Source organism: Pseudomonas marincola, from assembly GCF_900682675.2.
Lineage (GTDB): Bacteria > Pseudomonadota > Gammaproteobacteria > Pseudomonadales > Pseudomonadaceae > Aquipseudomonas > Aquipseudomonas marincola.
On the sequence record NZ_LR215729.2, the window covers coordinates 780,148 to 800,478 of the forward strand.

Genomic DNA, 20,331 nt, shown 5'->3' on the forward strand with positions numbered 1-20,331 from the left:
GGAATTGAACCATGCGTCATCGTAAAAGTGGCCGTCACCTCAGCCGCACTAGCGCTCACCGCAAGGCCATGTTTCAAAACATGGCGGTATCGCTGTTCGAGCACGAGCTGATCAAAACTACTCTTCCGAAAGCTAAAGAGCTGCGCCGCGTTGCCGAGCCGCTGATCACTTTGGCTAAAGAAGACAGCGTTGCTAACCGCCGTCTGGCCTTCGACCGTACTCGTTCGAAAGCCATCGTTGGTAAGCTGTTTAACGATCTGGGCAAGCGCTACGCCACCCGTCAGGGCGGTTACCTGCGTATTCTCAAGTGCGGTTTCCGCGCTGGCGATAATGCTCCGATGGCTTACGTAGAACTGGTTGACCGTCCGGTCGGTGGTTCTGTAGAAGCTGCTGAGTAAGCTGTAGATCATCGAAAGAGCCGGGCTTTTAGCCCGGCTTTTTTGTTTTTGAAGTGGAGATTATTCCGCACGTCGTGTTTGATATTGTGTGCGGGAACAAGCTCGGGTATGGTGCAGCCCGAACTTGAAACGCCGTATTCGGCCCCCATAAGAAAAAGCACATCATGCCCGAACCTTCTGCTTTAAGCCTTATCCCTCCTGCGGTCGTGCTGGTCCTGGCCATTTGGCTGCGCCGCCCGATCTTCGCCCTCATCATTGGTGCAGTGGCTGGTCTTCTGCTGATATCCCCTGAGCAAGCGCTGGGTAATTTTTCCGACATTTCCCTCAAGGTGATGCAGGACGAAACCATTGGCTGGTTGATCCTGGTCTGCGGCAGCTTTGGTGCCCTTATCGCCTTGTTGGTTCGCACTGGCGGTGCCTTGGCTTTCGGTCGTTCAGCGCTGAAGCTGTGCAAGGGACGTCGTTCCTCCCTGCTGATGACCTGCGTATTGGGCTTGGTGATCTTTATCGACGATTACCTCAATGCGCTCACCGTCGGCGAGACCATGAAGCGTGTAACTGACCGCTTCAAGATTTCCCGCGAAATGCTCGCCTATGTAGTGGACTCCACGGCGGCACCGGTTTGCGTACTGGTTCCGTTGTCGACCTGGGCGGTGTTCTTTGGCGGCCTGCTCGAAAGTAATGGCGTTGCCGATGCCGGTCAAGGTGTGTCGGTTTACATGCAAGCCATCCCTTACATGTTCTACGCCTGGTTGTCTGTAATTCTGGTGATTCTGGTGTGCATGGGCGTGGTCCCGGCTTTTGGTCCGATGCGCAAAGCGGAGAATCTCGCCCGTCACGGCTCTGCCGGTGCCATGCACGTTGGTGAGTTCGCGCCTGAGCACAACTACTCGATGAAGGCTGTTGAAGCCGAGATGGAGCACGCGGACAAAGAGGGTGGCAAGCTCTATAACTTCCTCGCGCCGCTGTTGTTCCTCGTTGCTGCTACCGTCTACTTCGACATCGATGTGTGGAAAGGCATGCTGGCCACTTTGGTTTTCATCGTGCCGTTCTATCTGATCCAGCGCCTGATGCCGATGTCCGAAATGTTCGAAGAGATGATGGATGGTTTCAAAACCATGCTTCCGGCGATCGGCACTGTAATCGCTGCCTTCGTGTTTAAAGAAGTCTGTGATCAGTTGCATCTTTCCCTGTACGTGATCGACTCGCTCAAGCCATACATGACCCCGCAAATGATGCCGGCAATCGTCTTCCTGTCGATGGCTATTCTGGCGTTCGCTACTGGCTCGTCCTGGGGCATCTTTGCCGTGACGATTCCGATCGTAATGCCATTGGCTCATGCGCTGGATGCTGACATCCCGCTGGTTTTGGGTGCCTTGCTCTCTGCCTCTGCTTTCGGCAGCCAGGCGTGCTTCTACAGCGATTCGACCGTACTGGCGGCGCAAGGCTCGGGTTGTGACCTGATTAGCCACGCGGTGACTCAGTTGCCTTATGCGCTGATTGCTGCCTCCCTGGCATTTGTCGGCTTCTTGCTGATGGCCTGATACTGCGCTGTACTCCAAAAAAACGGGCCGAGTGCCCGTTTTTTTGTGTCGCTAACCAATGGAGTTCGATAGTTAAAAGCTAATGATGCGTTGGGTTTAATAAATTAGAGCCGCGACTGGTTTGTACTTATTCTTGATTCATCGCTGGTTAGCCAGCAATAAGTCGCAAACAAGGAGCGATGCCATGACCTATAAGACCATCCAGACCACCAGTGCCGGTAACCCGATTGCCGATAACCAGAACTCACTGAGTGCGGGTCCGCGCGGCCCCTTGTTGCTTCAAGACTATCAGTTGATCGAAAAGCTCGCTCACCAGAACCGTGAGCGTATCCCTGAGCGTGTTGTGCACGCCAAGGGCTGGGGCGCTTTCGGTACGCTTACTGTTACTCACGATATCAGCCAATACACCAAAGCCAAACTGTTCGCTGAAGTGGGCAGTAAAACCCAGATGCTCGCACGTTTCTCGACTGTAGCGGGCGAGCAGGGCGCAGCAGACGCCGAGCGCGATGTACGCGGCTTCGCCTTGAAGTTCTACACCGATGAAGGCAACTGGGATCTGGTGGGTAATAACACGCCGGTGTTCTTCGTGCGTGACCCGCTGAAATTCCCGGATTTTATCCACACCCAGAAGCGTCACCCAAAAACCAATCTGCGCTCGCCGACCGCCATGTGGGACTTCTGGTCGTTGTCGCCAGAAAGCCTGCACCAGGTGACGATTTTGATGTCGGATCGCGGCCTGCCAACCGATGTGCGCCACATTAATGGCTACGGTTCGCATACCTACAGCATGCTCAACGCTGATAACCAGCGGGTGTGGGTCAAGTTCCACTTCAAAACCCTGCAAGGCCACAAGCACTGGACCAATGCCGAGGCGAGCACAGTGGTCGGCAACAGCCGCGAAACCACACAGGAAGACCTGTTCTACAGCATCGAGAAGGGTGACTTCCCGAAATGGCGTATGTGCATTCAGGTGATGACCGAGGAGCAAGCGAAGCACACCTCGTTCAATCCGTTCGATCTGACCAAGGTCTGGCCGCATGGCGAGTTTCCACTGATCGAGGTCGGCATCATGGAACTCAACCGTAACCCGGAAAACTATTTCGCCGAAATCGAGCAAGCCGCATTCTCGCCTTCGAACATCATCCCTGGCATTGGTTTCTCGCCAGACAAGATGCTCCAGGCCCGGGTGTTCTCGTATGCCGATGCGCACCGCTACCGTTTGGGTACGCATTACGAAGCGTTGCCGGTGAACGCGCCGAAGAACCCGGTGCACCATTACCACAAGGACGGCGCCATGCGCTTTATGCCGAACAATCCTAATGCGGATGCCTACTACGAGCCGAACTCGTTCAACGGTCCGGTCGAGGCGCCTGAATATGCCGAGCCGCCGCTGCCACTCGAGGGTGACGCTGACCGCTTCAACCATCGCGAAGGTAACGATGATTACAGCCAGCCGCGGGCGCTGTTCGCCTTGTTCGATGATGCGCAGAAGCAGCGCTTGTTCAAAAATATCGCCGGCGCGATGGCAGGAGTGCCTGAGTTCATTGTCGAGCGGCAGCTGGCTCACTTCGACCTTGTGCATGCCGACTACGGCAATGGCGTTCGGGCCGCACTAAAAGCCAATAACTAAACTATGCTTCAGTGAGCGCCCCCGTTATGGGGGCGTTTTGCTTGACCCAACCGGCTGATGAGCGGAGCATTGGCGCTATATTCAGTTTCACGTGCAAGGATTTGCCCCATGAAAGGCCACGCCGAAGTCATTTCTTATCTGAAAACGCTGCTCAAAGGCGAACTCGCTGCGCGTGATCAGTACTTCATTCACTCGCGCTTTTATGAAGACTGGGGCTACAGCAAGCTCTATGAACGCATCAATCACGAGATGGAAGAAGAAACCCAGCATGCGGATGCATTGCTCAAGCGGATTCTTTTCCTCGAAGGCACGCCGGACATGGCCCCGGATGCTTTCACCTTCGGTAAGAACGTGCCTGAGATGCTCAAGCTTGATCTAAAGCTTGAGTACCATGTGCGTGCTGCATTGTGTAAAGGCATGGCCTTGTGCGAAAAGCATCAGGACTACACCAGCCGCGATATCCTGTTGGCGCAGCTTAAAGACACCGAAGAGGATCATGCCTATTGGCTGGAAATCCAGCTGCAACTGATCGAGAAGATCGGTCTGGAGAACTACCTGCAATCGCAGATGTAGTTTTCAAGGCGCAAAAAAACCCCCCGCAGGCTTGGCGTGCGGGGGATTTTTATTGCCTGCGGTTTACCTCAGGCGGGCTGGTCGCGGTCACGCTCAAGCAGTGGTTTGAGGAAGTGGCCAGTGTGTGACTGCTCCATGCCGGCGACTTCTTCAGGTGTGCCGACGGCAATGATCTGGCCACCTTTTGAGCCGCCCTCGGGGCCGAGATCCACCAGCCAGTCGGCAGTCTTGATCACGTCGAGGTTGTGCTCGATCACCACGACGGTGTTGCCGTGGTCACGCAGGCGATGGAGGACTTCGAGTAGCTGCTGAATATCCGCAAAGTGCAGGCCTGTGGTCGGCTCATCGAGGATATACAGAGTCTTGCCCGTGTCGCGCTTGGACAGCTCACGCGACAGCTTGACCCGCTGCGCTTCACCGCCAGACAACGTCGTCGCGCTCTGGCCAAGCTTGATGTAAGACAGGCCCACATCAATCAGGGTTTGCAGTTTGCGCGACAGGGCCGGCACGGCGTCGAAGAAGTCACGGGCTTCCTCGATGGTCATGTCGAGCACCTCGGTGATGCTCTTGCCCTTGTACTTCACTTCCAGGGTTTCACGGTTGTAGCGCTTGCCCTTGCACACGTCGCACGGCACATAGATATCCGGCAGGAAGTGCATTTCGACCTTGATCACCCCATCGCCCTGGCAGGCTTCACAGCGTCCACCCTTGACGTTGAACGAGAAGCGGCCCGGCCCGTAACCGCGTGAGCGCGATTCCGGCACGCCGGCAAACAGTTCACGAATTGGTGTGAACAAGCCGGTGTACGTGGCCGGGTTCGAGCGCGGCGTACGACCAATTGGGCTTTGGTCGATGTCGACGACTTTATCCAGATGCTGCAAACCATCGCAGCTGTCATGTGCCGAGGCTTCCAGCGTCGTCGCACCGTTCAGTGCAGTGGCGCTCAACGGGTAAAGTGTGTTGTTGATCAGTGTCGATTTACCCGAACCGGAAACGCCGGTGACGCACGTCAGCAGGCCAATTGGAATTTCCAGATTGACGTTGCGCAGGTTGTTGCCGCGAGCGCCTTTGATCTTCAGCAACTGTTTACGGTTTGGCGGCGTGCGCTTGTTCGGCACGGCGATCTTGACCCGGCCCGAAAGGTATTTTCCGGTCAGCGAATCCGGATGCGCCATCACCTCGGCCGCAGTGCCTTCGGCAACGATACGACCGCCGTGCACGCCGGCACCCGGGCCGATATCAACCACGTAATCAGCCATGCGAATGGCGTCTTCGTCGTGCTCGACAACAATTACCGTGTTGCCGATGTCGCGCAGATGGCGCAGCGTGCCGAGCAGGCGCTCGTTGTCGCGCTGATGCAGGCCAATCGACGGCTCGTCGAGGATGTACATCACCCCGACCAGACCGGCGCCAATCTGGCTGGCCAGACGAATACGCTGTGCTTCACCGCCCGAAAGCGTGTCGGCGCTGCGATCAAGCGTCAGGTAATCGAGACCGACGTTGACCAGAAACTGCAGGCGCTGGCAGATCTCTTTGAGAATCTTGTCGGCAATTTCACCACGGCGGCCGGGCAGGGTAAGGCTGCTGAAATATTCAGCCGCATCGCCAATCGGCAAACCGGTCACCGCCGGCAGCGTGCGTTCACCGACCCACACATGGCGGGCTTCACGGCGCAGGCGCGCACCGCAACAGTCCGGGCACGGTTGGGTGCTGAGCAGCTTGCCGAGTTCTTCGCGCACGCTGCTTGATTCTGTCTCGCGGTAGCGGCGATCGAGGTTCGGCACGATGCCTTCGAACGGGTGCGAGCGTTTAACGATATCGCCACGATCATTGAGGTAGCGGAAATCAACCGCTTGCGTGCCGCTGCCGAACAGAATGACTTTCTGATGCTCGGCACTGAGATCGTCGAAAGGTATTTCCAGGCTGAAACCGTAATGCGCCGACAGCGAGCCGAGCATCTGGAAGTAATAAACGTTGCGCCGGTCCCAGCCTCGAATCGCGCCTTCGGCCAAGGTCATCTCGCCGTTGATCAGGCGCTTGGTGTCGAAGAATTGCTTAACACCCAGGCCGTCGCAAGAAGGGCAGGCGCCTGCGGGGTTGTTGAACGAGAACAGCTTCGGCTCAAGCTCGCTGATCGAATGGCCGCAATGCGGGCAGGCGAAACGGGCGGAGAAGATAATCTCTTTGAGGTCGCTGTCTTCGTCATCCATTGGCGCGATGAGCGCAATACCGTCAGCCAGATTCAGCGCGGTCTCGAACGACTCGGCCAGGCGCTGTTGCAGGTCGGCACGCACCTTGAAACGGTCAACGACCACATCAATGCTGTGCTTCTTCTGTTTATCCAGCTTGGGCAGCTCGTCAAGCTCATGCAGCCGGCCATTGATGCGGGCACGCACAAAACCCTGGGCGCGCAGCTCCTCGAATACCGAGAGGTGCTCACCTTTGCGCTCGCGCACAACTGGCGCCAGCAGCATCAACTTGCTGCCTTCTGGCAATGCCAACGCCTGATCAACCATCTGGCTGACGGTTTGCGCCTCCAGCGGAACGTCGTGATCCGGGCAGCGCGGAATACCCGCGCGTGCATACAGCAGACGCAGGTAGTCGTAGATTTCGGTGATTGTGCCGACAGTCGATCGCGGGTTGTGCGATGTCGACTTTTGCTCGATTGAGATAGCCGGCGACAAACCTTCGATCGTGTCGACGTCGGGTTTTTCCATCATCGACAGGAATTGGCGGGCATACGCCGAAAGTGATTCGACGTAACGGCGCTGGCCTTCTGCATAAAGCGTGTCGAACGCCAGTGATGACTTGCCCGAGCCAGACAAGCCGGTGATGACAATCAGCTTGTCCCGCGGCAGAGTCAGGTCGATATTCTTCAGGTTATGGGTTCTAGCCCCACGTATCAGAATCTTGTCCACAAACAGCGGCCTCGCTTGGCGGGCGGAGAAACGATCAAGTATACGGCCGGTACGCCCCCTGCGGCAAAGTGCGCTCCTGTGCCGCAGGTTAGATGACTGGTAGAATCGTCGGCTTGTTCGAATAGGGTCAATTCAATGCACGATCTGCACAGCGAGCGTATGAGTGGTAGCGAAACCCGTGCGGCGGGTGGTCTGGCAATGGTTTTTGCCTTTCGTATGCTCGGCATGTTCATGGTTTTGCCGGTGTTAGCAACCTATGGAATGGACCTCAAGGGCAGTACGCCCGCGCTTATCGGTTTGGCCATTGGCGCATACGGCCTGACTCAGGCCTTTTTCCAAATCCCGTTCGGGGTGATTTCTGATCGTATCGGCCGGCGTCCGGTTATCTATCTCGGGCTGCTGATTTTTGCCGCCGGCAGTGTGCTGGCCGCAGGCGCGGATTCTATCTGGGGTGTTATTGCAGGCCGCGTGCTGCAAGGCGCAGGCGCTATTTCTGCGGCGGTCATGGCCTTGCTTTCGGACCTCACACGCGAGCAACACCGAACCAAGTCGATGGCCATGATCGGCATGAGTATTGGCCTGTCGTTCGCCGTGGCGATGGTGGTCGGGCCGTTGCTGACGCGCGCATTCGGACTCTCCGGATTATTTTTGGCGACCGCTGGTCTGGCGATTGTCGGCATATTGATTATTGCCTTTGTGGTGCCGTCTTCTGCAGGACCGCTGCAGCACCGTGAGTCGGGCGTGGCCAAGCAAGCGCTGATCCCGACCCTGAAAAATCCGGATCTGCTGCGCCTCGATCTGGGGATTCTGGCCCTGCACGCCATTCTCATGGCGAGCTTTGTAGCGCTGCCGCTGGCGCTGGTTGAACAGGGTAACTTGCCTAAAGAGCAGCACTGGTGGGTGTACCTGACCGCCTTGCTGATCGGCTTCTTCGGCATGGTGCCGTTCATTATCTATGCCGAGAAAAAACGCCAGATGAAGCGCGTGCTGGTCGGCGCAGTCGCGGTGCTGATGCTGTGCGAGCTTTATTTCTTCGAGTTCGGCACGAGCCTGCAAGCGCTGGTGATCGGTCAGGTCGTGTTCTTCACCGCATTCAACCTGCTCGAGGCTTCGCTGCCATCGTTAATCAGTAAGGTGGCCCCAGCAGGCGGCAAGGGCACCGCGATGGGCGTGTACTCGACCAGCCAATTTCTCGGGGCCGCGATTGGTGGCATTGTCGGTGGCTGGATGTATCAGCATTACGGACTTTCAGGTGTATTCATCGGGTGTGCGGCAATGGCGCTTCTTTGGCTCATCTTTGCTGTTAATATGAAGGAACCTCCATACGTAACCAGCCTGCGCTTGCCGTTGAGCGCAGCCTCGCTGCAAGATGTCGGATTGGTCGAACGTTTAATGGCAGAGCCCGGTGTGGCGGATGCTGTAGTAGTGGCCGATGAGTCAGCCATCTACATCAAAGTGGATACTCAACAATTGGATCGCCCGTCACTGGATCGCTTGATTGGATCAGCCCCGGTGATGAGCTGAAAGCTTAGGAGAACGTTATGGCCCGTGGGGTTAACAAAGTCATTCTGGTCGGTACCTGCGGACAAGATCCGGAGACCCGCTACCTGCCAAACGGTAACGCGGTTACCAACCTGAGCCTGGCTACCAGTGAGCAGTGGACCGACAAGCAAACCGGACAGAAGGTCGAGAAGACCGAATGGCACCGCGTTTCAATGTTCGGCAAAGTGGCTGAAATTGCTGGCGAGTATCTGCGTAAAGGTTCGCAGGTCTACATCGAAGGCAAGCTGCAGACCCGTGAGTGGGAAAAAGACGGTATCAAGCGTTACACCACCGAAATCGTGGTCGACATGCAAGGCACCATGCAACTGCTCGGCGGTCGTCCGAACAACGATAGTGGTGATTCCGCTCCACGTCAGCAGCGTCCTGCGCCGCAACAGCGTGCACCACAGCCTCAGGCTGCGCCACGTCCTGCGCCGGCTCCACAGCCAGCCGCTGACTACGACAGCTTCGATGACGACATCCCGTTCTAAGTAACGGATGATGTAATCATCTAAAAGCTGTTGATGAAGCCTCCGTTTACGGGGGCTTCATCGTTTCTGCTCAATTGAAATGGCGACACTCATTGCACGCGCAGTGCAGCGTTGAGTGGGGCTGATCGCGCTTACATGCCACTTTGGGCCTTGATGTCGCCCTTGGTGCCCGCATCGGTGTCCATCCAGAAGCTGGCGGCATCGGGATTGTCGGTTACGGTGTAGGTGATCATGCCTTGCTGGAAATGCAGCGCGCCGCCAGTGTGTTTGGCTTTCACCGACTTGCCGTTGACCCAGACCTGATTTTTCGCGTCGATACGGATTTTCGCGACGGTTAGTCCTTCGTCACTTACGGCCGTCAGCTGTCGGTCACCGTGCCCAGTACTGGCTTTTGGGGTGGCTTCGGTCTGGCTGCTGCCGTAACCCGCTTTGGCATTTTCGGCTTTGGTTTTATTGATGTCGCAGCCTTGCATCTCGGATATCTGAGTGCACCCGGAGCGTTCGAGTTTCTCCCGGTATTTGCTGTCAATCGCGTTGGCGTTCAGGCAAACCAATGAAACAACCGCGCCAACCAGTAGTGTATTTATGCGCATGATGTTGATCCTTTTTGAAGGTTACCTAAGCGTAATCAATAATCCGGACTTGACCCGTGCCATCCGAAGGGCGGCGATGGGCGTGGCGACCCGGCAATAGCGCGACTTAATCAAACTAAACTGACGTGGGTCATGTGATACTTTATCTGCCCGCGTTAAGTGGGCGTTTTCATGTGACCTGATTTTGTTTTTGCTCGCCTGAGCTTTAGTATGCAAGTTATGTGACCTCACAGAAGCTTTGTTAGCTTTCTCTTATTTATAACCGTACTGATTGCTGAGATAGCTATCGATTATGCGAATGCGTTTGATGCTGTTAGGTGGTGGCAATGTGCTGGGGCAGGCGCTGATTCAGCAGGGCGCCGAGGAAGACATTGGCTTTCTGGCACCCAAGCCGCCGGAGTCGGGTTGGGATGCTGCCAGCCTGACTCAGTTGCTCGATGAGACTCGCCCGGATGCCCTGATCAATCTGGCGTATTACTTCGACTGGTTTCAGGCCGAGACGGTGACCCCTGCGCGCTTCAACGAGCAGCAGCGGGCGGTCGAGCGTCTGGCTGAGTTGTGCAAGCACCATGAAATCATGCTGATTCAGCCTTCTAGCTATCGCGTATTCGATGGCTCGCGAGCGACTGCTTACAGTGAAAAAGACGACCCTGCACCTTTGGGCTTGCATGGTCAGGCCATGCGATACCTTGAGCAAAGTGTCCGCGCTACCTGCCCGCGGCATGTGCTGTTGCGCTTTGGCTGGCTTCTGGATGGCACCCCTGAGGGGTTGCTGGGGCGTTTCCTGAGCCGCGCCGAGCGTGATGAAGCGTTGTATCTGGCAGATGACCGGCGCGGTAATCCGACGCCAATTGATGACGCCGCGCGGGTGATACTCGCGGTACTCAAGCAACTGGATTGCATGACTCCGCTGTGGGGGACTTACCACTACGGCGGCCACGAGGCGACAACCTCGCTGGCGTTAGGGCAGGCTGCCCTGAGTGAGGCGCGTAACTTCCGCAGTAGTTTGGTTGAGGAAATCACCCCGCAAGCCCACGTCGCACGCCCTGATGCGTCCGAAGAGCCGCAGCATGCGGTGTTGGCTTGCAAAAAAATCCTTCATACCTTCGGCATAAAACCCCGCGCCTGGCGTGCGGGACTGCCTAATCTACTGGACTATTACTACCGCCATGTCTGATTTACCTGTTCTTGTTACGGGTGGGGCCGGTTTCATCGGCTCACATCTGGTTGATGCACTGCTGGCTGAAGGGCGCAGCGTGCGCGTGCTCGACAATCTGTCGATGGGCAAGCGCGACAACCTGCCGCTGGATAACCCGCGACTGCAGTTTATCCAGGGCGATGTCGCCGACGCAGCCGTTGTTAGCGATGCTGTTGCCGGTTGTGCTGCGGTCGTACACCTGGCGGCAGTTGCCTCGGTGCAGGCGTCGGTGGATGACCCGGTGAGTACGCATCAAAGCAACTTCGTCGGCACCCTGAATATCTGTGAAGCCATGCGCCTGCATGGACTCAAGCGCGTCGTGTTCGCCTCGAGTGCAGCAATTTATGGCAGCAACGGTCAGGGCCAGTCGATTGTCGAGGAAACCGCCAAAGCGCCGCTCACGCCTTATGCGTCAGATAAATTGGCCAGTGAGTACTATCTGGACTTTTATCGCCGTGAGCACGGTCTGGAGCCGGCGATTTTTCGCTTCTTCAACATCTTCGGCCCGCGTCAGGACCCTTCGTCACCTTATTCCGGGGTGATCAGTATCTTCACCCAGCGCGCTCAGCAAAATTTGCCGATCAGCGTGTTTGGCGATGGTGAACAAACCCGCGATTTCTTCTATGTGGCTGATTTGGTCGCCCTGCTGATGCAAGGCCTGAAGACGTCTGACGTCGGCGTTGATGCGCTGAATGTCGGCTGGAATCAAACCACCAGCCTCAATCAACTGCTCGAGTCGATTGGCGAATTGTTTGGCGGTTTGCCCGAGGTGAGTTATAAGGCGCCGCGTGCCGGCGACATTCGTCACTCACGCGCCGATAACACGCGTTTGCAGTCGCGTTATCAAATGCCTGAGCAAACCTCGATCAAGCAAGGTCTGAAAAACCTGCTGGGGCTTTAGTCACTTTCTTCGCAGCAAAAAAAACCGGCACTGAGCCGGTTTTTTTGTGCCTGAGATTATTCTCAGAACTTGTAGCCGAGGCCGACCATGTAAACCCATGGATCAACGTCAACGTTCACTTTCAGGTTGCCGACACCGGCCAGGTCAACGTGGGCGTTGGTGTCGATATCGATGTAACGGATCTGGCCGTTGATCATCCAGTTGTCATTGATCATGTAGTCGGCGCCGATCTGCGCGGACGCACCCCATGAGTCGCTGACGTCAAGATTGCTGAAACCTTTGGCTTCTGCGGAGCCTGAAGTCGAAGCATCGTAAAACGCGGTGTAGTTGATGCCGATGCCGACGTAAGGCTGGAACGCATAGTTCTTGTCCAGCGGGTAATAAACCAGGCTCAGGGTAGGCGGCAGTTGCTTAACGTCGCCGAGGTTGCCGTTGAGGCCGGCCAGGCCGCCGGGCAGGCCGGATACGCCGATGTCATGCGAGAACGGGGTGGCTGCCAGCAATTCGAGGCCCAAGTGGTCGGTCATCATGTAAGCGAAGTTCAAACCGAGCTGGGTGCTGCTATCAACAGTTGCGTGACCACCCAGGTCACCCAGCGGGCTGCCAATGCCTGAGCTGTCTTCGTGCGGGTCAACGGTAATTGCACCGGCACGAACGATGATGTCACCGGCTTCGTGCGCCTGAGCGAACGGTGCAACCATGGCGAGCGCAAGAAGGGGAGCTGCAAACAGTTGCTTATTCATTAATTAACTCCATCGAGTTGCTGTAAATCGGGAATGGAATAAGCATAAGGCTTGGTAAAAAGCGCTTGTTGATCCAGCTCAATAGGATGGCATTCTGCCCAATCTCGACTAATGGATTGCCTTTGCCTGCGCGTCTAGATGATAATGGTTATCTTTAGTACTTCGCGTATCTGTCAAGGAAACTGCATGAACCCCCATCCTCTTCGTGCGCTCATTGCGGCCATGCTGCTATCTAGCGGCACGCTCGTTGCGGCACCGCTCGACAATGCACTCGATGAAAGCCAAGGGCTGGCTCAAGACGCCAAAGCCTCGCAAGCGCGCATCGAAAAGCTTGATGACAGCAGCCGTGAAATGCTCGGTGAGTACCGCGATGCCGTACAACAAGCCGAAGCCCTGAAAGGCTACAACCAACAACTGCGCGAGCTGGTTGAAGCTCAGCGCAAAGAGCTTGAGGGTTATCAGGCCCAACTCGACGGGATCGAGCGCACGCAGGAAGCCGTGACGCCGTTGATGCGGCAAATGGTTGAGGTGCTGGGTGAGTTCATTGCGGCCGACGTACCGTTCTTGCCGCAAGAGCGTGCAGATCGCCTCGCTCAACTTGAGGAAATGATGCCGCGAGCCGACATCAGTCTGGCGGAAAAATACCGGCGCATTCTGGAGGCCTATCAAGTCGAGAGCGATTACGGTCGCACGCTTGAAGCCTGGCGTGGTGAGCTGCCTGTAGAGGGCGGCACGCGCAATGTCGAGTTCCTGCGCCTGGGGCGCGCAATGCTTTATTACCAAACACTCGACGGCCGTGAAAGTGGCTGGTGGAATCCGCAGGCACAAAGCTGGCAGGTGCTCGATAACGCTGCACGGCGTCCGTTGCACCAGGCGTTGGCGATTGCCCGTCAGGAAGAGGCGCCGGCGTTGCTTGAGTTACCTGTCAAAACCTTGGTTGGGGAGAGCCATTAATGCGTCCTGTCATTCAGCGAAATCTGCTCGGCGCGCTCTTGCTCAGCCTGCTGCCAATAATGGCCTCGGCCAACGAAGTACTCAGCCCTGAACAATTGCTGCAACGCATTCGCAGTGATCGTGCCAGTGAAGTAACGGCTATGCAGGCGCGCGAAAAGGCGTTTATCAGCGAAAGCGCTGAGCGTGCGCAAATGCTCAGTAAAGCCAAGGCGGCACTGAGCCAGCAGCAAGCCGAAGCGGCTCGCTTGAAAGCCGAATTCGACCTTCAGGAAACCCAGTTGGCAGAGCAGGAAAAACTGCTCAACCAACGCGTAGGTCACTTGGGCGAACTGTTCGGCGTGGTCCGTCAGAGCGCTGGCGATGTGGCCGGGCAATGGCAAGACAGCCTGCTCAATGCGCAATTCCCCGAGCGTCTGGAGCGTCTGAATAATCTGGCGAAAAGCCGCACCTTGCCGGCCGCGCAAGATCTAGAAGCTTACTGGATGCTGCTGCTTGAAGACCTTACCGCGAGTGGTCAGGTTGCGCGGGTGAAGTTGCCGGTTGTTGCTGCCGACGGCACGCGCAGCGAGAAGCAGGTACTGCGCGTTGGGGCGTTTTCGGCGTTCGACGACGATGCATTCCTGCGTTTCGATGCCGACACCCAGAACCTCCTGACTCCGGCGCGTCAGCCTTCCGGGCAAGCGTTGGTGAGTGATTACCTGCAAAGCAAAGAGGCCTTGGGCGTACTGCCGATTGACCCGACTCGTGGCACCTTGCTGGCGCAGTTGCAGCGTCAACCGACGCCGTGGGATCGCTTGCAACAAGGCGGCCTGGTGGGTTGGGTGATTGTCGCGCTGGGCGTTGTTGGTTTGCTGCTTGCGCTGTGGCGCATGGCTGTTCTGGGGCGTGCCGGACGTGGCGTGAGTGCGCAGATGCGTGACCTGAGTGCGCCGCGTGATGACAACCCGCTGGGCCGGGTGATTGGCGTGCTCGGCGCCAAGCCGCAGCTGTCGGATCTGGAGACGCTGGAGTTGAAACTCGACGAGGCGATCATGCTCGAAACTCCGCCGCTGGAGAAAGGCCAGGGCCTGCTCAAACTGCTGAGTGCAGTTGCGCCGCTGCTGGGCTTGCTGGGTACGGTCACCGGGATGATCGTCACCTTCCAGGCGATTACTCAGGGCGGTGGCGGCGACTCGCGACTAATGGCCGACGGTATTTCGCAGGCGCTGGTCACCACCGTGCTGGGCTTGTTGGTGGCAATCCCGCTGCTGTTCCTGCACACCTTGCTGGCCAGCCGCAGCAAAAATCTGATCCAACTGCTTGAGCAACAAAGCGCCGGCCTGATTGCCCTGCATTTGTCCGGAGCACCGCGTCGTGAGTGAAGTCTACGGCCTGTGGCTGCGTCTGACCGACAGCGGCTACGCCTTGCTCGATTTCATGCAGGCGGGCGGCGTTGTGATGTGGGCGTTAGCGGGGTTGTGCGTGCTGTTCTGGACGCTGGCTTTCGAGCGCCTGTGGTTTATTCGCCGGGTTTTCCCGCAATGGGCCACTGAGCGCTTGCATGCGTGGCAAGCGATGCAGCAGGAAAGCGCAGAAAACTGGCAGCGCTCGGTACGCAGCGCCTGGCTTGCGCAGGCTCGCGAGCAACTGATGGGCCCGCTGCGCCTGAGCAAAACGCTGGTGGCCATGTACCCGCTGCTCGGCTTGCTGGGCACAGTGAGCGGCATGGTTGCGGTGTTCGATGTGCTGGCCATTAACGGCAGCGGTAATCCGCGAGGCATGGCGGCGGGCGTCTGGCAGGCAACACTGCCGACGATGGCCGGCATGGTGTTGGCGATTAGTGGATTGTTCAGCCTGGCGCGTCTTGAACGTGACGCCCGTCAGGCAATTGAGCGGCTGGCTGACCAGCTGCGTCACGACTGAGATAGATCATCATGAGAATGCGTCGTCACCATCAGCAAGACGAAGACACCGGCATCGACCTCACACCGATGCTCGATGTGGTTTTCATCATGCTGATTTTCTTCATCGTCACCAGCTCCTTTATCAAGGAGTCGGGTGTCGAAGTGCAGCGTCCACAAGCCGAAACGGCCAATCCGCAGGACAAGGGCAATATCCTGATCGCGGTGACTGCCGACGGGCAGGTGTGGATGGATAAAAAGGTGGTGGATGTACGCAGCGTGCGTGCGCACATTGAGCGCATGCGGGTCGACCAGCCGGAAGGTTCGGTGGTGGTGCAGGCTGATCAGGATGCACGTACCGGTCTGGTGGTGCAGGTGATGGATCAGGCGCGTCTGGCCGGTGTGCAAGACGTAGCGCTGGCGGCCAGTTCGGGAGCGCTTTGATGCGTTTACTCGGATCATTAGCCGCCGCGTGTCTGGTCGCGCTGGGTCTGTTCGGCTTGATGCTTTACATGGTCGCGCCGCCACACAGCCAGCCTTCGGATGAGCCGGTGTCGGTCGCCAACTTCGTGCGCATGGACACCGACACCAGCAGCCCCGAGTCGCGTACCCGCCAGCAAGCGCCGCAACCGCCGCAGCCACAAACACCTCAGCCGCCGACTCCGCCAACGCCGGTCGCGGCCACGCCAAGCGCAAGCTTGCCGGCGCTGGATATGCCGATGCCGAGCCTGAGTGCTGGCGTCAGCGTCAGTGTTGCCCCCGCACCAAGCCTGACCGGTCTGAGCGCCGCTGCGGTAGCGCCAGCGGCTGCACCTGCACCTGCTGCGCCGGCTGATTCCGGCGCTGCTGCGGGTGGGCCGGAAAGCGAAGTGATGCCGCTCAATGATGTGCGTCCGGAGTATCCGCGTTATGCCTTGCAGCGTGGAATTCAGGGGCACGTCAAATTGGCCTTTACCATCACCCGCGCCGGCAAGGTCGAAAATGTGCGGGTGCTGGAGGCTGAGCCTGCCAACGTATTTGAACGTGAAGCGCGTCGCGCCGCCGTGCGCTGGCGTTTTGCGCCGCGCACGGAGAGCGGTTTGGCAGTGTCCCGTGAGGCGGTAAAAACCTTGTACTTTCGTTTAGAGGGGAAAGGCTGATATGTATCGTTTACTGTTTTTGACTGCTTTGGTTTGGGCGTCAGCGACACAGGCTGCGCAATCAGTTGATCCCTCTGTGTTGAAGGCGCTGAATACGGCGCAAGCGGCTCAGCAGCAGGGTAATTACTCCGCCGCCAGGCGCGCACTGGATGGCGCCAAAGCAGCGCCTGATACGCTTGAGCAAGCCTTGCTATGGCGCAGCCGGGGTTATCTGGCCTGGGCCGAGGGCAACAACGCGCAAGCCATCGAGTTGCTTGATAAAGCGCTCAAGAGCAAACACTTAGACGCTGAACAAAGTGCCACCGAGACCATCAATCTGGCACGGCTGAATCTGGTCGAAAAGCGCTATAAGCAAGTCATCAGCTTGCTGGCACCGCTTCAGGCCAAGGCCAATGAAGAGCAGCTGCAAATGCTGGTGCAGGCTTATCAGGGCGCAGGGCAACCAGCCAAAGCGCTGCCTTTAGCCGAGCGCTACGTCAAAGCCAATCCAAAGGCTGCGGACAGCTGGCTGCAGTTTCTGGTTTCCATGAATGCGCAGTTAAAGCGCTATCCAGCTGCCGAAAACTGGCAGCGTCAGTTGCTCAAACGTCACGTCAATGATGTGCAGCAATGGCGGCAATTGGCAGCGCTCGAGCAAATTAGCGGCAAACCTGAGCGCGCCCTGGCGACCTTGCGTGCGGCTTACCGCAAAGGGCTGCGGTTCAAAGCCAGCGAGTTGGATAATCTGGTGCTCATGGCCAGTGCAGCGGACCAGCCATGGCAGGGCGCAACCTTGCTGCAAGGCATGCTTGAACAAGGTTATCTGCAGCGCAGCAGTGCCCGCGAAGAGCGTTTGGGCAGCCTCTGGTGGCAAGCGCGTGATCGCCAAAAGGCCGTGCAGGTATTCCAGCAACTGGCCAAAAACAGCGGCAGCGGCCAGCACTGGCTGAAGGTCGCGCAACTGCAAATGGAGCAGGCGCATTGGAAGGCCGGCCTCGCGGCACTGAAAAAGGCCGAAGCGGGCGGCGCCAACCGTAAAACCGTCAATGACTGGCGACGCTGGGCTGAAAGCGAACTGAGCTTCGCCGAAGACTCAAACCTGCTCAGCAACCGTTAAGCCGCGCATGCGGGGTGGGTGGTTTATGCGTTGGTGCATAAATCGCCTGACGGATTGCGTCGCCAAGCTCCGCTATCCATCCTCCGGTTTGTGGTGTGAATCGTATTCCACCGGCACCTCGACGGAGGATGGTTAACCCGCAGGGTAAACCGTCATGGCGGGCTTCGGGATGTACCGATTCCGGTTTTTTGTGCGGTCGGTGCCCCGGTCAATTGGTGTGGATTGGATTATGCGTTGGTGCATGAGTCGCCTGACGGATTGCGTCGCGAAGCTCCGCTATCCATCCTCCGGTTTGTGGGGTGAATCGTATTGCACCGGCATCTCGACGGAGGATGGTTAACCCGCAGGGTAAACCGTCATGGCGATCTGCGGGGTTTACCGGTTCCCGATTTTTGTGCGGTCTGTGCGCCGGTCGATTGCCGAGGATTGGTTTATGCGTTGGTGCATGAATCGCCTGACGGATTGCGTCGCGGACCTCCGCTATCCATCCTCCGGTTTGTGGGGTGAATCGTATTCCGCCGGCATCTCGACGGAGGATGGTTAACCCGCAGGGTAAACCGTCATGGCGATCTTCAGGATGTACCTGTTCCCGATTTTTGTGCGGTCTGTGCGCCGGTCGATTGCCGAGGATTGGTTTATGCGTTGGTGCATGAATCGCCTGACGGATTGCGTCGCGAAGCTCCGCTATCCATCCTCCGGTTTGTGGCGGGAGTCTAATGCCGCGGTGACCATCTCGATGGAGGATGGTTAACCCGCAGGGTAAACCGTCATGACGATCTTTGGGATGTACCCATTCCGGTTTTTTGTGCGTTCGGCGCGCCGGTTATTTGCCGTGGGTGGGTTTATGCGTCGATGTATAAATCGCCTGACGGATTGCGTCGCGAAGCTCCGCTATCCATCCTCCGGTTGTACGGCTTTAGCTGTCCGGTAATTCGTAGGGGTAGATTTTGCTGGCCTGTAATTGGTAGCCGGCGTCGGCTATTTCGCTGCTGGCGCTTTCAACTTTAACTTTACCCTCAATCCAGAACGGCTGATACAGCGACTCCATTTTCACGGGCTTCTGGCTGCGGACCATTACGATCTGGTTGGGCGGTGGTGGCGGTACGTGGATGCAGGCGCCGAAATAGGGCACGAGCAAAAAACTGGTAACGTCGCCGTTATCGTCGGTATCCAGCGGCACGATGTAGCCGGGCAGGCGGATGTTCTCACCGTCGAGCGCTTTGACCACGGGGGCATTAAGCGCCGGCTGACTGGCTGCCGGGCCAGACTCGTTGAGCACATTGGCGAGTTGCGAGAGATCATGCATTGGCGCCATTTGCGCAGCTACCGGTGGCGCGTCTGGCGGGATCAGGTCGTCCCAGATCAATTCGCGAACCGGATTGGCGCTGGCGGCAGATGCCGCCAGCAAGCTGCTGGCCAGGAGTAGGGCGGTGATAAAGCGTGGCATCGGATGCGCTCGTAACGGTTAAAGGTGAATGGACAAGCCATCCGCCAGAGATTGACGGTATGCGCGCCACGCCGGGATACAGCCCATCAGCAACGCAGCACAGAGAATAGCGCCGAGCAGGCTCCAGTCATAGTGCGACGGCAGGCTCAGCGGCAGGTACAAACCGTAATTGGCTTGCACATAGCCTTGCGCCAGCGCGATGCCGACGTAAAGCAAGCCGAGGCCGAGCGCCACGCCGGCCAGCGCCAGGCTGAATGCCTCAAGTATCAGCAACCCTGCGACGTGGATCGGGCGGGCGCCGACTGAGCGCAGAATGGCCATCTCGCGGCGGCGTTCATTGAGGCTGGTCAGGATGGCGGTGAGCATGCCGATCAAACCGGTCAGCACGACAAACAGCGACACCACAAATAGTGCCTTCTCTGCCGTACTCATCAGGCTCCAGAGTTCCTGCAAGGCCACGCCCGGCAAAATCGCCAGCAACGGTTCGCCGCGGTATTCGTTGATTTCGCGTTGCAGGGCAAAGGTTGCGATTCTGCTTTTCAGGCCCAGCAACATGGCCGTAATCGCCTGCGGTTGCAGATCCATTGCGCGCACTTGTTCTGCGCTGACGCCCTGACCCTTACGCGCTGGCATGCCGTTTTTCCAGTCGACGTGCAGCGCTTCCATGCCGCTCAGGGAAATATGCAGGGTGCGGTCTACCGGGGTGCCAGTGCGCTTGAGAATGCCGACGACGTGAAAGGGTTTGTCGGCATGTTTAACCAGGCTGATGGTGGCTATGCCGTGCGCGAGGACCAGTTCGTCCTTGAGCTTGTAATGCAGCGCCTCGGCCACCTCGGCGCCCAGTACGACTTCGAACGGATCATCGGCGAATGCGCGGCCCTGAGCCAGTTCGAGTGCTTGCTTGCGCCCGTAGCGGTAGTGGCTGAAATAGTCGGTGGACGTACCCATTACGCGATAGCCGCGATGCGAGTCGCCCAGTGAAATTGGAATTGCCCACTTCACTTGCGGGTGCTTGGCGATGGTTTCGTAGCTGTCCCAGCGGATATTGTTGGTGGCGTTGCCGATGCGAAAAACCGAGTAGAGCAGCAGGTTGATCGAGCCTGAACGTGCGCCCACGATCAGGTCGGTGCCGCTGATGGTATTGGCAAAGCTGGTGCGCGCCTCGGTACGCACGCGCTCGACCGCCAGTAACAGGCAAACAGACAGAGCAATGGTGAATACCGTGAGCAAGGCGGTGAAGCGGCGGTTGGCCAGACTGGCCAGCGCCAGACGAAATAGGTACAC

19 protein-coding genes are annotated in these 20,331 nt (G+C 57.7%); 14 read left to right on the forward strand and 5 right to left on the reverse strand.

Annotated features, from left to right (window positions below):
• Positions 1-11 precede the first annotated feature (11 nt).
• The 4 genes from rplQ to bfr all read left to right on the forward strand — a co-directional run bounded on the left by rplQ (position 12) and on the right by bfr (position 4,145).
• Positions 12-398 (forward strand): 50S ribosomal protein L17, encoded by a 387-nt coding sequence (gene rplQ, locus PMYSY11_RS03510; RefSeq protein ID WP_069901967.1) that lies wholly within the window; start codon positions 12-14, stop codon positions 396-398.
• A gap of 164 nt (positions 399-562) precedes the next feature.
• Positions 563-1,942: a Na+/H+ antiporter NhaC family protein gene (locus tag PMYSY11_RS03515; RefSeq protein ID WP_069901968.1), complete on the forward strand. Its 1,380-nt coding sequence runs from the start codon at positions 563-565 to the stop codon at positions 1,940-1,942.
• 184 nt (positions 1,943-2,126) lie between these two features.
• A complete protein-coding gene (locus tag PMYSY11_RS03520) occupies positions 2,127-3,572 on the forward strand; it encodes a catalase (RefSeq protein WP_150548321.1) in 1,446 nt (481 codons plus the stop codon).
• Positions 3,573-3,680: 108 nt separating this feature from the next.
• Positions 3,681-4,145, forward strand: coding sequence for a bacterioferritin (gene bfr, locus PMYSY11_RS03525; protein WP_069901970.1), 465 nt, complete (start codon positions 3,681-3,683; stop codon positions 4,143-4,145).
• A 68-nt stretch (positions 4,146-4,213) separates the two neighbouring features.
• Here bfr and uvrA read toward each other — a convergent pair whose 3' ends face one another.
• Positions 4,214-7,063 carry an excinuclease ABC subunit UvrA gene (uvrA, locus tag PMYSY11_RS03530; protein WP_069901971.1) on the reverse strand — a complete coding sequence of 950 codons (2,850 nt, stop codon included), beginning with the start codon at positions 7,061-7,063 and terminating at the stop codon, positions 4,214-4,216.
• A gap of 135 nt (positions 7,064-7,198) precedes the next feature.
• Here uvrA and PMYSY11_RS03535 point away from each other — a divergent pair, with 135 nt between their 5' ends.
• On the forward strand, positions 7,199-8,587 hold the full coding sequence (locus tag PMYSY11_RS03535) for an MFS transporter (protein ID WP_150548322.1): 1,389 nt from the start codon (positions 7,199-7,201) through the stop codon (positions 8,585-8,587).
• Between the two features lie 17 nt (positions 8,588-8,604).
• On the forward strand, positions 8,605-9,096 hold the full coding sequence (locus tag PMYSY11_RS03540; protein WP_069901973.1) for a single-stranded DNA-binding protein: 492 nt from the start codon (positions 8,605-8,607) through the stop codon (positions 9,094-9,096).
• Positions 9,097-9,227: 131 nt separating this feature from the next.
• On the opposite strand, the gene PMYSY11_RS03545 is transcribed toward PMYSY11_RS03540, so the two are convergent.
• Positions 9,228-9,689 carry a hypothetical protein gene (locus tag PMYSY11_RS03545; protein WP_150548323.1) on the reverse strand — a complete coding sequence of 154 codons (462 nt, stop codon included), beginning with the start codon at positions 9,687-9,689 and terminating at the stop codon, positions 9,228-9,230.
• Between the two features lie 292 nt (positions 9,690-9,981).
• Between PMYSY11_RS03545 and PMYSY11_RS03550 the strand changes: the two genes are divergently transcribed.
• On the forward strand, positions 9,982-10,866 hold the full coding sequence (locus PMYSY11_RS03550; protein ID WP_150548324.1) for a sugar nucleotide-binding protein: 885 nt from the start codon (positions 9,982-9,984) through the stop codon (positions 10,864-10,866).
• Complete coding sequence (locus PMYSY11_RS03555; RefSeq protein ID WP_150548325.1) at positions 10,859-11,788, forward strand: NAD-dependent epimerase/dehydratase family protein; 930 nt, start codon at positions 10,859-10,861, stop codon at positions 11,786-11,788. The genes PMYSY11_RS03550 and PMYSY11_RS03555 overlap by 8 nt, the downstream gene beginning before the upstream one ends.
• A 62-nt stretch (positions 11,789-11,850) precedes the next feature.
• On the opposite strand, the gene PMYSY11_RS03560 is transcribed toward PMYSY11_RS03555, so the two are convergent.
• The gene (locus PMYSY11_RS03560; RefSeq protein ID WP_150548326.1) at positions 11,851-12,531 is read right to left on the reverse strand and encodes an OmpW/AlkL family protein; all 681 of its coding nucleotides are present in this window, start codon (positions 12,529-12,531) and stop codon (positions 11,851-11,853) included.
• A gap of 186 nt (positions 12,532-12,717) precedes the next feature.
• Here PMYSY11_RS03560 and PMYSY11_RS03565 point away from each other — a divergent pair, with 186 nt between their 5' ends.
• Genes PMYSY11_RS03565 through PMYSY11_RS03590 form a run of 6 tightly spaced genes read left to right on the forward strand, consistent with a single transcriptional unit; the run spans position 12,718 to position 17,600 of the window.
• Positions 12,718-13,485 carry a DUF3450 domain-containing protein gene (locus tag PMYSY11_RS03565; RefSeq protein ID WP_090515053.1) on the forward strand — a complete coding sequence of 256 codons (768 nt, stop codon included), beginning with the start codon at positions 12,718-12,720 and terminating at the stop codon, positions 13,483-13,485.
• Positions 13,485-14,846: a MotA/TolQ/ExbB proton channel family protein gene (locus PMYSY11_RS03570; RefSeq protein WP_150548327.1), complete on the forward strand. Its 1,362-nt coding sequence runs from the start codon at positions 13,485-13,487 to the stop codon at positions 14,844-14,846. The genes PMYSY11_RS03565 and PMYSY11_RS03570 overlap by 1 nt, the downstream gene beginning before the upstream one ends.
• 55 nt (positions 14,847-14,901) lie before the next feature.
• On the forward strand, positions 14,902-15,387 hold the full coding sequence (locus PMYSY11_RS03575; protein WP_178115848.1) for a MotA/TolQ/ExbB proton channel family protein: 486 nt from the start codon (positions 14,902-14,904) through the stop codon (positions 15,385-15,387).
• A gap of 11 nt (positions 15,388-15,398) precedes the next feature.
• On the forward strand, positions 15,399-15,809 hold the full coding sequence (locus PMYSY11_RS03580; protein WP_069901981.1) for an ExbD/TolR family protein: 411 nt from the start codon (positions 15,399-15,401) through the stop codon (positions 15,807-15,809).
• On the forward strand, positions 15,809-16,504 hold the full coding sequence (locus tag PMYSY11_RS03585) for an energy transducer TonB (protein WP_069901982.1): 696 nt from the start codon (positions 15,809-15,811) through the stop codon (positions 16,502-16,504). Before PMYSY11_RS03580 ends, PMYSY11_RS03585 begins: the two co-directional genes overlap by 1 nt.
• Position 16,505: 1 nt before the next feature.
• On the forward strand, positions 16,506-17,600 hold the full coding sequence (locus tag PMYSY11_RS03590) for a tetratricopeptide repeat protein (protein ID WP_150548328.1): 1,095 nt from the start codon (positions 16,506-16,508) through the stop codon (positions 17,598-17,600).
• A 916-nt stretch (positions 17,601-18,516) separates the two neighbouring features.
• Here the strand turns inward: PMYSY11_RS03590 and PMYSY11_RS03595 are convergent.
• Together PMYSY11_RS03595 and PMYSY11_RS03600 are read right to left on the reverse strand one after the other, a co-directional pair.
• Positions 18,517-19,047: a DUF3299 domain-containing protein gene (locus PMYSY11_RS03595; protein WP_150548329.1), complete on the reverse strand. Its 531-nt coding sequence runs from the start codon at positions 19,045-19,047 to the stop codon at positions 18,517-18,519.
• Positions 19,048-19,065: 18 nt separating this feature from the next.
• Complete coding sequence (locus PMYSY11_RS03600; RefSeq protein ID WP_090515045.1) at positions 19,066-20,331, reverse strand: ABC transporter permease; 1,266 nt, start codon at positions 20,329-20,331, stop codon at positions 19,066-19,068.

Bases quoted from the DNA above. Each gene is read 5' to 3' on its own strand.
- rplQ (WP_069901967.1), top strand. From the start codon at position 12: ATGCGTCATCGTAAAAGTGGCCGTCACCTCAGCCGCACTAGCGCTCAC.
- PMYSY11_RS03515 (WP_069901968.1), top strand. From the start codon at position 563: ATGCCCGAACCTTCTGCTTTAAGCCTTATCCCTCCTGCGGTCGTGCTG.
- PMYSY11_RS03520 (WP_150548321.1), top strand. From the start codon at position 2,127: ATGACCTATAAGACCATCCAGACCACCAGTGCCGGTAACCCGATTGCC.
- bfr (WP_069901970.1), top strand. From the start codon at position 3,681: ATGAAAGGCCACGCCGAAGTCATTTCTTATCTGAAAACGCTGCTCAAA.
- PMYSY11_RS03535 (WP_150548322.1), top strand. From the start codon at position 7,199: ATGCACGATCTGCACAGCGAGCGTATGAGTGGTAGCGAAACCCGTGCG.
- PMYSY11_RS03540 (WP_069901973.1), top strand. From the start codon at position 8,605: ATGGCCCGTGGGGTTAACAAAGTCATTCTGGTCGGTACCTGCGGACAA.
- PMYSY11_RS03545 (WP_150548323.1), bottom strand. From the start codon at position 9,689: ATGCGCATAAATACACTACTGGTTGGCGCGGTTGTTTCATTGGTTTGC.
- PMYSY11_RS03550 (WP_150548324.1), top strand. From the start codon at position 9,982: ATGCGAATGCGTTTGATGCTGTTAGGTGGTGGCAATGTGCTGGGGCAG.
- PMYSY11_RS03555 (WP_150548325.1), top strand. From the start codon at position 10,859: ATGTCTGATTTACCTGTTCTTGTTACGGGTGGGGCCGGTTTCATCGGC.
- PMYSY11_RS03560 (WP_150548326.1), bottom strand. From the start codon at position 12,531: ATGAATAAGCAACTGTTTGCAGCTCCCCTTCTTGCGCTCGCCATGGTT.
- PMYSY11_RS03565 (WP_090515053.1), top strand. From the start codon at position 12,718: ATGAACCCCCATCCTCTTCGTGCGCTCATTGCGGCCATGCTGCTATCT.
- PMYSY11_RS03570 (WP_150548327.1), top strand. From the start codon at position 13,485: ATGCGTCCTGTCATTCAGCGAAATCTGCTCGGCGCGCTCTTGCTCAGC.
- PMYSY11_RS03575 (WP_178115848.1), top strand. From the start codon at position 14,902: ATGCAGGCGGGCGGCGTTGTGATGTGGGCGTTAGCGGGGTTGTGCGTG.
- PMYSY11_RS03580 (WP_069901981.1), top strand. From the start codon at position 15,399: ATGAGAATGCGTCGTCACCATCAGCAAGACGAAGACACCGGCATCGAC.
- PMYSY11_RS03585 (WP_069901982.1), top strand. From the start codon at position 15,809: ATGCGTTTACTCGGATCATTAGCCGCCGCGTGTCTGGTCGCGCTGGGT.
- PMYSY11_RS03590 (WP_150548328.1), top strand. From the start codon at position 16,506: ATGTATCGTTTACTGTTTTTGACTGCTTTGGTTTGGGCGTCAGCGACA.
- PMYSY11_RS03595 (WP_150548329.1), bottom strand. From the start codon at position 19,047: ATGCCACGCTTTATCACCGCCCTACTCCTGGCCAGCAGCTTGCTGGCG.